Source organism: Frankia sp. AgKG'84/4, assembly GCF_023242965.2.
GTDB lineage: Bacteria > Actinomycetota > Actinomycetes > Frankiales > Frankiaceae > Frankia.
The window spans coordinates 1-12,577 of record NZ_JALKFU020000102.1 but is presented as its reverse complement, the minus strand read 5'-3'; the positions used below and the strand labels follow the sequence as shown (position 1 = coordinate 12,577).

Below are 12,577 nucleotides of genomic sequence, written 5' to 3'. Positions count from 1 at the left end.
GGGCGGACCCCCGCGCTCGCCGAGGTGGCCGCCGCGGTGTGGGCGCAGCGCCGCATCCGGGTCCGCTACCAGCGCTGATCCCAGGCCATCCCGGGCCCGACTGATTCGAGCTGGCAACCACGGCGGCGGCGCGGCGGCGCACGGGCACGGGCCGACACCCTCGTCGCGCTGTGTGACCACTCGCGGGCTCGGGAGACGCGGCAAAAGGCCCGAATCCGCCAGGCCGAAGCGTCCTGCCCCCGCGGGGGCACTCTCGTGCCGGCACCCTCATGCCCCGCCTAATGGCACAACGAGTTCCACATCGCGGCCGCGAACACTAGTCTCACGTGGGTGACATCGGGCTATCCGCGACGCGGAGGACAGCAGCGCGGACCCGGTGCCGACGCCCTGGCCCCAGTACGCCGCCCGACGCCGCTACGGTGTCGGAGAGCGACGGTTCATGATCATCCGGGCACGCGGGCCCGGCCGGCGGGGACATCGCGCCGGCTCGCCCGCACGGATTCGGACGACGGCCGCCCGGCGCAGGCCGCGATGGTCGAGGAGGCCGCGATGGTCGAGGAGGCCGCGATGGTCGAGGAGGCCGCGATGGTCGAGGAGGATGAGGTGCACGGTGTCACGACGACCCCCACACCCGCGATGGCACCATCCGCGCCGAGGACCGGAGAGTTCGCGGTGACCGTGGCACCACCCGCGTCCCACCGGGCGCCGGCCGAGCACGGGCGGGCGGCATGATCCTTCGGGCTCGCCGCATCGAGCGGCTGGAGGAACATCCCAACCTGCGCGGCATCCTCGGCATCCTGGCTCAGCTCGTGCACACCTCGGACACCGAACTCGGCGCGCTCGCCGGCGCCTGGCGCAACTCCGGCTACCTCGCCGCCGCCCGCGACAAGGCGCTCTCCCCCGACTCGCCGCTGATCGTCGAGGTGCTCGCCGCGTTCGACGCGCTCAGCGCGATCTACGCGGACGACCTCGCCGGCGCGGACTACGTCACCGTCGAGCCGTCGGTCGCGGCCACCGCGCTGCGGGCGATGCGCGACGCCGTCGCCGCGTCCTACTCCCGGCCGATCCTGGGCCGCGCCGAGTACGCCGCGCTGATGCGCCCGTGGCGCGCCGTCTACCCGCGGGCCCGCTCACACGAGCCGGACCTCGGCCCGGCCGCCGCGGACGTCAAGCGGGTGCTGGCCGCCCTGCCGGTCCTCGCCGGGCGCTGCCACGACCCCGACAGCCTCGAGGTCTTCGACGGCCTGCTGGTCAGCGCGCTGACCAGGGACGACGGCGCGCACCAGCAGGCGATGGACGCCGCGTTCGCCAGTGCGGTCGTCACCGGCCGGCGACGGGTATGGACGCTGGTTCGCCGCAGCGCCGCCGAGGGCTTCTGGCGGCTGTGCCCGGACTGCCGGGGCCGCCGGCTGGCCACCGAGTCCAGCGAGGACCACCGGGTGATGGAACTGTGCGCGGACCTGGCGTGCGCACTGCTCGTCGAGGACCTCCTCGACCCCGACCAGTTCTCCCAGCTCACCCGCCCGCTGCACACGCTCATCCCGTTGCAGCACCGCGGCGGCGGCTGAACCACCGCCCCGACGCCCCGGCGCCGGTGTCGCGGCGCGGGCGATAGACGATCAGACGCGCGGCGCTCGGCGAGATCACGATGCGTTCGACGCCCTCGGTGACCTCGCCGTCGCACGCGAACGGCAGCGCCCCGGCCTGGGCCGAGGAGATGAGCACGCGTTCCACGGTGCGCTGTTCGTAGACCCGGCTGCGCCCGAGCCGGCCGGTGAGCACGCCGCCGACGAGACGCAGCCGCGCCGCCGGCGCCGCCGCGTCCACGACGCGCAGGTCGAGCTTGGCCTCGTCGAGGCGGCTGCGGTAGGTCGGCGCGAAACCGTCGGGATGGTAGACCCCGTTCCCGACGAAGATCAGCCAGACCCGTCGGCGCTCGCCGTCGATCTCGACGTCGAACGGCGGCTCGTTGCGCAGCACCCAGCACAGCGCGATGATCATCGCCGGCCATTTGCCGAGGCGGCGCTCGAAGCGCTCCCGCACGGCGACCATGTCCGGATAGCCGCCGAGGCTCGCCGTGTTCACGAAGACGCGGGAGAACCGGTCGAACCCCGCCGAGATGCCGTCGGCCCGGCCCAGGTCCACGGCGACCGCCGAACCGGTCAGGATCGCCTGCACCGAGTCGCCGGCACCGGCCAGGCCCAGGTCCGCGGCGAAATGGTTGAGCGTGCCAGCGGGGAAGACAGCGAGCGGCGTGCCGCGAGCCAGCGCCAGCTGTGCCGCGGAGTTGATGCTGCCGTCGCCGCCGGCGACACCAAGCACCCGTGACGAGTCCGCCGCGGTCGCCAGGGCCGCGTCCATGTCGTCCGCCGGCCCGACCTCGACGACCTTCGCCCGGGGCAGATCGGCCCGCAGGACGGCCAGCAGGTCGCTGTGGTTGCCCTGGCCCGACCGGGCGTTGACGACGACGGTGAGGCCCTCCCCCTCGGGCAGGGCGGGCGCCCAGGCCGACGCCGGGCTCGCTCGCGCCGGCACCCACGGCCGGCGCGGCATGACCTTCGTGGTCAGCAGCGCGGCGCCGACACCGAGCGCGGCGCCCGCCAGCACGTCCCCGGGATAGTGCACCCCGACGTACACCCGGGAGAACGCCACCGTCGCGGCGAGCGCGGCCACCGGCACGGCGGCACCCGGCGAGTCGAGCGCGACCCCGGTCGCGAAGGCGGCGGCGGAGGCGGCGTGCCCGGACGGGAACGAGAACGTCGTGAGATCCCGGGACAGCCGCCGCAACGCGGGAATGCCGTGCGTCGGCGGCCGGTCCCGGCGGAACACCACTTTCGCCGGGCCGTTGGCGAGCACGCTCGCCGCGCCGAGGGCGAGCAGGCCGCGCGCGGCCGCCGGGCGCCGTCGCCCCTTCGTCGCCCCCAGCGCCCCCGCCACGCCCCACCACAACAGGCCGTGGTCCGCGGCGTGCGAAAGCCGCGGCAGGACCGGGTCGAGCAGCGGCCGCCCGTCCGCCAGGGAGGCGAACAGCGAGCTGTCGGCCCGCAGGAACGCCTCGGCAAAGGTCCGGGCGAGTTCGAGGTCGCGGCGCATCAACCGCCGCGCGCGCCGGCCGACCGGCGCGGCGCCGGGCACCCTCGCCCCCGGGTCGGCCTGCCACCACCGGATCAGACGACTGACTGACGGGTCCACCGATCTCGCCACCACGCCGGCACCGTACCCGCCTCGGCGGCGCTTCGATCACCCCGGGCGGACGTCACACCCGCCCGGGGCCGACCGCGTCGGTCAGACCGGGACGCGCCCAGCCTGGCCGCTGGCACGCCGCGGCACCGGCGGGCGTGGGACGGGCACCGGCCGCGGCGGGACCCGGCGCGGCTCGACCGTGCGGCCGGTCGGCAGGATCTCCCCCGTGTCCTCGAAAAGGATCACGCCGTTGCACAGCAGGCTCCAGCCCTGGTCCCAGTGCTGGCGGGTGACCCGCGCGGCATCGCGGTCCGCGCCGTCGGCGGCAGGGCACGGCGGCGAATGGGTGCAGCCCCGGGGCGGCGGGGCGGCCGTGCGGGGGGCCGCGGCGCCGACGGGGAGCTCGGCACCGCGCAACGGGGCCGCGCTGGAGGAGGGCTTCGGGTCGTCGCGCAGCGCCATGGGCGCCTGCGCCTCGTCTGGAACACGAACACCTTGCACGGGCACCAGACGTTACGCCTCCTCGTAAGAAGCGTCACAGCGAGGCGCGCGCGACGGGGTTGGCGTGTCTGTCCCGCTGGTTGCCCCTACCGGACACAACCGCCCCTGACCAGGGCGGACGGACAACACGACAGGTAGACGGCCCACGGGAGAGACCACCCACTGTCCACAACGAGGCACCGGTACCGGGACGGTATGAGCAGCTCTGTAGGTTACGAACCTGCGGCCGAGCGATCCGTGGCGGCGGCCGCCAGAATGGCTCGCGTCGGTCCCACCGCGTTCACATACCTAGATCAGCATCGGCGAGGCCGCCGGCTGGCCGGGCACCGGTGCGGACGGCCGCCAGCGACGGTCGCGGACCCACCCGGCCATGGAGGGGGTACGACGATGGAGGGTGCCACGGGCATCGGTACCGGCGCCGCCGCGGGAGCCCAGGGCAGGCGCGCGGGGGTCGAGCAGGTCGCGGCCGTCGACCCTGCCCGGCCGGTCGACCCTGCCCGGCCGGTCGACCCTGCCCGGCCGGTCGACATGGCCCGGGTCGTCGAGGTCTCGGTCGTCATGCCGTGCCTCAACGAGGAGGACTCCGTCGGCGTGTGCGTCCGCAAGGCCCTCGACGGGCTGGCGATGGCGGGCGCCGTCGGCGAGGTCGTCGTCGTCGACAACGGATCGACGGACGGCTCGGCCGGGGTCGCCGCCGCGGCCGGCGCCCGGGTCGTGCCCGAGGCACGACGCGGTTACGGCAACGCCTACCGGGCCGGTTTCGCCGCCGCCCGCGGCCGGCTCATCGTGATGGGCGACGCCGACGACACCTACGACTTCTCCGACCTGTCCGCGCTGCTCGCGCCGCTGCGCGCCGGGCGGGCGGACTACGTGCTCGGCTCGCGCTTCGCCGGGGAGATCATGCCCGGGGCGATGCCCTGGCTGCACCGCTACGTCGGCAACCCGGTGCTCACCGGCATCCTCAACCGCCTGTTCGACGTCCGTTCCTCCGATGCCCACTCCGGGATGCGGGCCTTCAGCCGCGAGGCGTACCTGCGGATGCGGCTGCGCTGCGAGGGGATGGAACTGGCCAGCGAGCTGGTCATCGCCGCCGGGCGGGCCGGACTGCGGATCGAGGAGGTGCCGATCACCTACCATCCCCGGGTCGGCGACTCGAAGCTGCACTCGCTGCGGGACGGCTGGCGGCACCTGCGGTTCATGCTGATGCTCGCGCCGCGGCACCTGTTCGTCCTGCCCGGCCTCGTTCTGCTCGGGCTCGGCCTGCTCGGCCAGGCGGTGCTGCTGCCCGGCGCCCTCGACGTCGGGTTCCACCGCCTGGACCTGCACTTCTCGGTCCTGTTCGCGCTGCTCGCGCTGCTGGGCTGGCAGCTGGTGCTCCTCGGTGTCTGCGCCGACGTGCACAACCACGCCGTCGGCTGGGCCGAACGCCGGCGCTGGCCGCTACCGCTGGTGCACAAGCTGTTCACCCTCGAACGCGGGCTGCTTCTTGGTGGCGGCCTGTTCGCCGTCGGGTTCGTCGTCGACACCGTCGTGCTCATCCGCTGGCTGGCCAACGACATGGGGGTGCTCAACGAGATGCGCCCCGCGCTGCTCGCGATGACCCTGATGGTGCTCGGCGCCCAGACCGCGTTCGGCTCGTTCTTCCTGCGCCTGCTGAGCGCCGGTCCCAGCGGCGAGCACCAGCGGGTCAGTGGGCGTCCCAACGGGAACCCGCGGGACCGTTCCGGCGGCCTGTCGCGGGTCGGGGGCCATCCTGAGGACGCGGACCAGCCGGCCGAGGCCGTCGGGTTCTGACGGACGACGCACCCGGGATGGCCGACCAGGGCGTGTACCCCGACCTCGCGACCGCTGCGCCGCCCGGTCCGGGCGCGGACGCCCCGGTCCTGCTCAGCGGGGCGAGCGGGGCGGGTGGAACGGACCCGCCGGTGGCCGGCGCGCGTCGGCGCGTCCTGCGGCACCTGCCGTTCGCCGTCCTCGCCGTCGCGGGGCTGTGCCTGCGTGCCCTCACCGCCTACGCCTACCGACCCGCCTTCGAGTTCAGCGGCGACTCGTACGCCTATCTACGCCTGGCGCCGCTGCACGCCCCCGACCCGATGCGCCCGGCCGGCTATCCGGCGTTCCTGCGCCTGCTGTCGTGGACCGACAGCCTCTGGTGGGTCACCGTCGTCCAGCACGCCGCCGGGCTGGCCCTCGGTGTCGCCCTGTACATGCTGCTGGTGCACCGCCGGGTGGCGGCGCCGATCGCCGCGCTCGCCGCCGCTCCCGTCCTGCTCGACGCCTACGAGCTCGTCCTCGAGCACTACGTGATGGCCGAGACGTTGTTCGCCGTCCTCCTCGTCGGCGCGATCATGACGCTGACCTGGTCAGGCCGGCCGTCGGTGTGGGCGTGCGGGCTCGCCGGGCTGCTGCTGGCCGCCGCCGGCCTGGTCCGCACGATCGGCATCCCCGTGGCCGTGCTCGTCCTCGGCTACCTGCTGCTGCGCCGCGTCGGCCGGCTGCGCCTGGCCACCTTCGCCGTCGCCGTCACCGTGCCGCTGGCAGCCTACGCAAGCTGGTTTCACGACGCCCACGGAAAGTTCGCGCTGACCGGCGGCGATGCCGTGTGGACCTACGGCCGGGTGGCGCCGATCGCCGACTGCGACCGGCTGCACCTGAGCCCGGCGCAGCTCGTGCTGTGCTCGCCGCATCCCGTCGCCGAACGGCCCGATCCCAGCTACTACGTCTGGAACGGCAACAGCCCACACTGGCGGCTGCCCGGCTCCGCCGACGAGCAGGACGCCCTGCTGCGCGACTTCACCAAGCAGGTGATCCGCCACCAGTTCGGCGACTACGCGCGGATGGTCGGCGCCGAGATCGTCCACTACCTCCGGCCCGGGCGCCCGATCGGGCAGCGCGACTGGCCCGACGCGACCTGGCGCTTCCCCACCGGCCACGAGCCGCGCTACCTGCACAACAGCGAGCCGCTGCTCGCGTTCCACGGCGACGGCGCCACCCGGGTCACCGAGGAACCGGCCGCCGGCCACCTGCGCGGCTACCAGCGCTACGGGTTCACCCCCGGCCCTGTCCTCGCCGGGCTGCTCGCCCTGGCGCTGATCGCGATCGTGGTCCCGGCGCGGCGGCGCGCCCCGCGGCTCGGGGTGCGCGGCGCGCCCGCCCGGCGCCGCTGGCGTGACCAGACCGTCGAACACCGGCGGCTGCGCGCCGACATCGCGCTGCTCGCGGCGGCCGGCCTGACGATGCTCGTGGTGCCCGCGGCGACCGTCTGCTTCGACTACCGGTACCTGCTGCCGGTGCTCGTGCTCTTCCCCCCGGCCGCCGCCCTCGCGACCCGCCGGCTCGTCCTGGTCCGCCGATCCCGCCGCGAGCCGGACGAGGTCATCGCCGACTCCCTGTGGGCTCCCAGCCTCCCGCCGGCCACCCGCTCTGAGGCCACCCGCTCCGAGGCCGCCCGCCCTGACCCGGACCGGACCGCGCCCGCCACGGCTGCGCCGCCCGGCGCATCGGCTCTGGAAGACCTCTCGGCCCGGCCAAACCCGCCCACCGTGCCGTCACCGGGCGACACGACGCCGGGTCCGCCGGCCGGACGCCGCCGGCACCGCCGCTGAGGGCACCTGCCCGTCAACGTGACCAGGACAGGCCGAGCCGGGGTGCCTCCATCGCCGGGCAGGTGTCCATCACGACGGCCAGGCCCGCCTCCTCGGCACGCGCCGCGGCCGCCTCGTCGCGAACACCGAGCTGCAGCCACACGCTTCCAGCCCCGATCTTCACCGCCTCGTCGACCACCGGCCCCGCCAGCTCGGAGCGGACGAACACGTCCACGACGTCCACCGGGAACGGGATGTCACTGAGGCTGGCGTAGCCCCGCTCCCCCGCGATCGTCGGCGCCGACGGGTGGACCGGTACGACCCGCTTGCCGTTGCGGCGCAGGTAGTCCGCGATCGAGTACGCGGTCCGCCCCGTGTTCGCGGACAGCCCGACGACCGCCCAGGTCTCGGTGTCGGCCAGCAGGTGGCGGATGGTGGCGTCGGCTCCGTAGCGCATGCCCCAGGTCAACAGCGGCGACGGCCGGCGTCATCCGGCCACCGCCCGATCGGCGGGGCTGATCGCCTGCCGGCGGTCGGTATCGTCTCGGGGCGGATGCCCGACCAGCGCGGCGGGCCGGTCCTGGAGGCAACATGGACGACGTCGCGGCCGTGGTGTTCGATCTCGATGGTGTCCTGGTCGATTCCGAGCAGGTGTGGGACGAGGTGCGCCGGGCCTACGTCCACGAGCGGGGCGGGCGCTGGGAGGCGGACAGCACCCGCCGGATGATGGGCATGAGCACCGCCGAATGGTCCGGCTACCTGGCGAGCCTCGGCGTGCCCGGCACCGCGCAGGACATCGCCGCCGACATCGGGGGCGCCATCGCCGAGCGGTACGGCTCGGCCGCGCCGCTGCTGCCCGGCGCCGCCGACGCCGTGCGCGCGCTGGTGTCGCTGGCTCCCCTGGGCGTCGCCAGTTCGTCGCCGCGGGCGCTCATCGAGCTGGTGCTCGCGCACGCCGGGCTCACGGACCACTTCGTCGAGGTCGTGTCGTCGGAGGAGGTCGCCCGGGGCAAACCGGCGCCGGACGTCTACCTCGAGGCGGCCCGGCGCCTCGGCGTGCCCGCCGCCGGCTGCGTCGCCGTCGAGGACTCCAGCAACGGGCTGCGCGCCGCCGCGGCCGCCGGCATGGCCGTCATCGCCGTCCCGAACCGCCACTTCCCCCCGGACGCCGAGGCCCTGCGTCTGGCCGCGGTCACCATCGTCTCGACCGCCGAGCTCACCCCCGCCGTCGTCCACGCCGCCGCCGCGGCCCACCACCCCGCCTGATCCCCGCGCCCAGGCACCAGGCGCCCAGGCACCAGGCGCCCGCGCGCCGCCGCCAGCCGGTCGCCGAGGTCTCGGCGGCGGTGCGTGGCAACGGGGCTTCCTGTCGCTTCGACAGGGATAAATCGGCCGCCAACCCTTGTCGAGGAGTCAGGGAGGCGTTCTCCCACGACCCCTCTCGACAAAACGGACCGCGTTGAGCTGCCGCCGCCGGCGCGGCCTCGGGCGCCCGGGTGTGGGGCGAAGGGCCGTCGCCGGGGCGACGGGAGGCATAGGATCTTCACGTGGACAACCTGGACGTCGTCCTCGCCCAGGCCGGGCATCGCGGGCCGGGGGCGAGGCCGTCACGAGCCGCGGGCAGCCGGCGGTGAGCGACAAGCACGAGGTCACCCTGTCGGCGTCGGCCGAGCGGGATCTGGCCAAGCTGGCCGAGCTGACCCGCAGCGAGGTGCGCAGCTTCCTGGACGGGAAGCTGCGCGAGGACCCCCGCAAGGCCGGCACCCCGATTCCCGGCGAGCAGGTCGGCATGTTCGAGGCGACGACGCGGACCTGGCGGGTCCTCTACCGCGTGGACGCCAACACCAGCACCGTGCGGGTCATGGTCATCGGACCGCGCGGTGCGCGCACCCGCGTCCTGCCCGCGGCCAACCGCTCCGGCACCGCCGCCGGCTGGCGCCGCATCTGACGGCGACGGACCGGCGACGAGCCCGGCCGGGCGTCAGGAGACGTTGACGCCGAAGTCGAGGGCGATGCCGCGCAGGCCGGTGGAGTAGCCCTGGCCGACGGCGCGGAACTTCCACTCACCGCCGTAGCGGTACAGTTCACCGAAGATCATCGCGGTTTCGGTGGACGCGTCCTCGGTCAGGTCGTAGCGGGCCACCTCGGCGCCGGTGGCCGCGTCGGCGATGCGGATGAACGCGTCGCGGACCTGGCCGAAGGTCTGCCGCCGGGTGTCGGCGTCGTAGATCGAGACCGTGAAGACGACCTTCGCGGCCTGCGAGGTCAGCGCGCGCAGGTCGACCGTGACCTGCTCGTCGTCGCCGCCACCGCCGCCGACCAGGTTGTCGCCCTGGTGCTGGACCGCGCCATCCGGGCTGACCAGGTTGTTGAAGAAGATGAAGTAGCCGTCGGAGAGCACCCGACCGGCCTCGTTCACGACGATCGCGCTCGCATCGAGGTCGTAGTCAGCCCCGCTGGTCTGACGGACCTTCCAACCCAGCCCCACCGTCACGACCGTGAGGTTGGGGGCGACCTTGCTCAGCGAGACATTCCCGCCTTTGGACAGCGACACCGACGTCATGGCACCACCCTAGTACCGATGACGTGACAGGCCACTCACACCTTCGCGGTCCGGACGTCCTCGGACGATCAGGGCTCGGCGCCCGGCGGCGCCCAGCCGGGCGGAAAACCTGGCCCGGCTGGGCGGCGAGCCCGTCAGCGAGGGTCGGCGAGCCGCCAGCGGTCGGGCCGGCCGGCGTCGACCTGGGCCACGCCGGTCGCGCCCAGGCTCGCGAGGTAGGCGAGCGTGTCGAACACCGCGGTCCGCAGCGCGACGCCGGTGAGCTTGCACAGCGGGCGGCGCCAGCTCACCCACGCGGCCAGCTCCCAGGGCGTGCTGGCGCCGGCGCGCAGGCCGGCGACCAGCTCGGCGAGCCGGCCGCCATGCAGCGCGTCAAGATCGGCGAGGCGGTGCTCCAGGGCGGTGAAGCGGTGCTCGTGCGCCGGCAGCACCTCGGCGACGTCGAGCTCGCGCAGCCGGGCCAGCGACCGCAGATGGTCGCCGAGCGGGTCGGGGTTGTCCTCGCTCGGCGGCGGGGTGCCGACCGCGGTCACGGGCAGGACGTGGTCGCCGGAGAGCAGCAGCCGGTTCACGGGCTCCCAGAAGCAGAGATGTCCGGGCGAGTGCCCGGGGGTCCACAGCGCGCGCAGGTCCCAGCCGGGGACGTCGGGGCGCGCGCCGTCCTCGAGCAGGACGTCCGGGCGGGCCAGATCGCGCAGGGCCAGCTGGCCAGCGCCGGGCAGCGCCTCGGTGACGTCGGCGGGCACGCCGGCGCGGGCCAGCGTCGCCGCGAGGCGGTCGGCGGAGCCCTGCTCCATCCGGTCGAGCAGCGCCGCATCGAGGGGATGCAGGGACATCCAGGCACCGGAGGCCGCCCGGACCCGACCCGCCAGCCCGTGGTGGTCGGGATGCGCGTGGGTGACGATGACGCCCCGCACCTCGGCGACCGACGTGCCGATCGCGACCAGGCCGGCGCAGAGCGCCTCGAAGGTCCCGTCGTCATCCCAGCCGGCGTCGATCAGATAGGGCCCGGCGGGCGACTCGAGGACATGGACGATCGTGTAGGCGGGGCGGGCGACGGGCAGCGGGACGGGCAGGCTCCACAGCCCGGGCCGGACCTGCTCCAGGGCCGGGACCGTACGGGCGGCGGGCCGGGTGGGCGACGGTCCGGCGCGGCGCTGCGCGGGCGGCGACACGCGTCGCCCGAGGTCGGACATGGTCAAGGTCGCGTCCCTCCAGCGGGTTCGGGTCTCGGCGGCGGGGGCCGCGCGACGACGCACCCACCACGCGCCGAATCCGAGGTGAGCGTACCCACCGTGCGCACGGTGATCGGCATGCGAGAACGGCCGGGTGGGCGGAGACACACCGTGCGCACGGGTCCGCCCGCGGCCGACCGGGGGTCACCGCCGCCGCCACGCGGCGCGGATGAGGTGACGGAGATCCCCGCTGGACAGGGCTCCCCGCATCCGCGGCCGGTGGGCGGGCGACCGGGGAGCGCCACGCCACGCGGCCGCCTGTCCGCCCGCCCGCCCGGCTCGGTGACGGATCGTCCGGGCTCTGCGCACGGGCGCTCGTCACCGTCCACCCACCCTCGAGGAGGGCACTGCGAACCCGGGCGGATGGCGCGAGTCCGGGCGCCGGCGTACCCCACCCGTGGGCCGGACGGGGATGCGGGCGCACTGCATCCCGCGGCGCGGCCCGGCCATGGATCGCGACCGCAGGCCCACCGCGGCCATCCCCGGCGGGCAGCCGGACACTGTCCGGTACGTGGCCAGAGTGGATCGCGCGGGCCAACGCCCGACCAGGGATTTCTCTCCACGTACGGACAGGACCAGGTGAGGACACCGGCCGGAAGCTTGGCGATCGGGCATGGAGCTGAGAAGATGGAAGAAGCCGCCCGGCACCCCCCGAGCCGGGCGGCACCATCATGTGCGCGGCGGTCTTGCGGCGGTGGCCCGGTTGGCCGATCGGTTCCGTCGCGATGATCGGCCGCGCGGGGCCTGGGCAGGTGGCGGGACGCCGGCTAGGCCGGGCAGGGCAGCACGGCCAGCGATCCCGATGCCTGCGCACGTCGGTTGTTCAGATCGGTGACGGTGGCGGTGAAGGTGATCGTCCCGGTGTCCCGCGTCGCGGCGAGCGGGGCGGTCCAGGTCGAGCGGTCGCCCGACTGCGGGCCGAGGGTCATCACCGCGTTCCGCGTCTGCCCGTCGGGCAGGGTGGCGATCAGCTGCACTGCGAAGATGCCGGTGCCGTCCTCGGCGGTGACCGTCACCGTCGAGCGGGAAGCGTCCGCGTCGGCGCCGGCAGCGGGGCTCGGCGACGGCGGGCAACCCGCGCGCACCACGGCCTCCGGCACGTTCGTCACCGCGGCGATCCGTGGTGAGCCGTCCACGCTCGCGGTGATCCGCACGTCGGCGCCGCCGACCCCGTTTTCCGCCCCGACCGGCACCGTCACGTCGACCGGGCCCGCCGGCGCGGTGCCGCGATCCAGTGTGATCACCAGCGGGACGTCCGCGCCCGGCGCGACCCGCCGCTGCTTCGGCACGACGGCGAGCCAGGCGGGAGTGGCTCCGATGACGACGTCGACGGCCACCGTGCCCTCGCCGCGCAGGTCGAGCCGCCAGGTCGAGTCGACCGTGCCCAGATCGACGGAGGTGGCGCTCAGCCCAAGCACCGGCCCACTGGGCCGCGGCGCCACCGGCACCCCGGTGGCGTCCGCACCGGCGCGGGTGCCCGCACTCGGCGACAGCGACGGCGACAGCGACGG

General features: G+C 74.9%; 12 protein-coding genes. 6 read left to right on the top strand and 6 right to left on the bottom strand.

Translation table 11 applies throughout. The features are described 5' to 3' along the window. The first annotated feature begins 531 nt into the window (after nt 1-531). Nucleotides 532-732: a hypothetical protein gene (locus MXD58_RS09410; protein WP_250609203.1), complete on the top strand. Its 201-nt coding sequence runs from the start codon at nt 532-534 to the stop codon at nt 730-732. Beyond that, complete coding sequence (locus MXD58_RS09405) at nt 729-1,568, top strand: hypothetical protein (protein WP_248837258.1); 840 nt, start codon at nt 729-731, stop codon at nt 1,566-1,568. Before MXD58_RS09410 ends, MXD58_RS09405 begins: the two co-directional genes overlap by 4 nt. Here the strand turns inward: MXD58_RS09405 and MXD58_RS09400 are convergent. Both MXD58_RS09400 and MXD58_RS09395 read right to left on the bottom strand, forming a co-directional pair. After that, nucleotides 1,537-3,192, bottom strand: a complete 1,656-nt coding sequence (locus tag MXD58_RS09400) for a bifunctional phosphatase PAP2/diacylglycerol kinase family protein (protein WP_518477632.1) — start codon at nt 3,190-3,192, stop codon at nt 1,537-1,539. The genes MXD58_RS09405 and MXD58_RS09400 overlap by 32 nt on opposite strands. 93 nt (nt 3,193-3,285) lie before the next feature. After that, nucleotides 3,286-3,690, bottom strand: a complete 405-nt coding sequence (locus tag MXD58_RS09395) for a DUF5999 family protein (protein ID WP_248837257.1) — start codon at nt 3,688-3,690, stop codon at nt 3,286-3,288. A 381-nt stretch (nt 3,691-4,071) separates the two neighbouring features. Between MXD58_RS09395 and MXD58_RS09390 the strand changes: the two genes are divergently transcribed. Together MXD58_RS09390 and MXD58_RS09385 are read left to right on the top strand one after the other, a co-directional pair. Then, nucleotides 4,072-5,478, top strand: coding sequence for a glycosyltransferase family 2 protein (locus MXD58_RS09390; RefSeq protein ID WP_248837256.1), 1,407 nt, complete (start codon nt 4,072-4,074; stop codon nt 5,476-5,478). 17 nt (nt 5,479-5,495) lie between these two features. Continuing rightward, nucleotides 5,496-7,289, top strand: coding sequence for a hypothetical protein (locus tag MXD58_RS09385; RefSeq protein WP_248837255.1), 1,794 nt, complete (start codon nt 5,496-5,498; stop codon nt 7,287-7,289). A gap of 13 nt (nt 7,290-7,302) precedes the next feature. On the opposite strand, the gene MXD58_RS09380 is transcribed toward MXD58_RS09385, so the two are convergent. Then, nucleotides 7,303-7,725: a CoA-binding protein gene (locus MXD58_RS09380; RefSeq protein WP_248837302.1), complete on the bottom strand. Its 423-nt coding sequence runs from the start codon at nt 7,723-7,725 to the stop codon at nt 7,303-7,305. A 134-nt stretch (nt 7,726-7,859) separates the two neighbouring features. On the opposite strand from MXD58_RS09380, the gene MXD58_RS09375 reads away from it, so the two are divergent. Next, the gene (locus tag MXD58_RS09375) at nt 7,860-8,534 is read left to right on the top strand and encodes an HAD family hydrolase (protein ID WP_248837254.1); all 675 of its coding nucleotides are present in this window, start codon (nt 7,860-7,862) and stop codon (nt 8,532-8,534) included. Between the two features lie 364 nt (nt 8,535-8,898). Next, nucleotides 8,899-9,216 carry a type II toxin-antitoxin system RelE family toxin gene (locus tag MXD58_RS09370; RefSeq protein WP_248837253.1) on the top strand — a complete coding sequence of 106 codons (318 nt, stop codon included), beginning with the start codon at nt 8,899-8,901 and terminating at the stop codon, nt 9,214-9,216. Nucleotides 9,217-9,249: 33 nt separating this feature from the next. On the opposite strand, the gene MXD58_RS09365 is transcribed toward MXD58_RS09370, so the two are convergent. From MXD58_RS09365 to MXD58_RS09355, 3 genes are all read right to left on the bottom strand, one after another. Then, entirely contained in the window at nt 9,250-9,831 is a 582-nt protein-coding gene (locus MXD58_RS09365; RefSeq protein WP_248837252.1) for a TerD family protein, read from the bottom strand. Nucleotides 9,832-9,965: 134 nt separating this feature from the next. After that, on the bottom strand, nt 9,966-11,027 hold the full coding sequence (locus tag MXD58_RS09360) for an MBL fold metallo-hydrolase (protein ID WP_248837301.1): 1,062 nt from the start codon (nt 11,025-11,027) through the stop codon (nt 9,966-9,968). 806 nt (nt 11,028-11,833) lie between these two features. Further along, nucleotides 11,834-12,577: hypothetical protein (locus MXD58_RS09355; RefSeq protein ID WP_250609202.1), on the bottom strand; the 744-nt coding region annotated here is incomplete at its 5' end.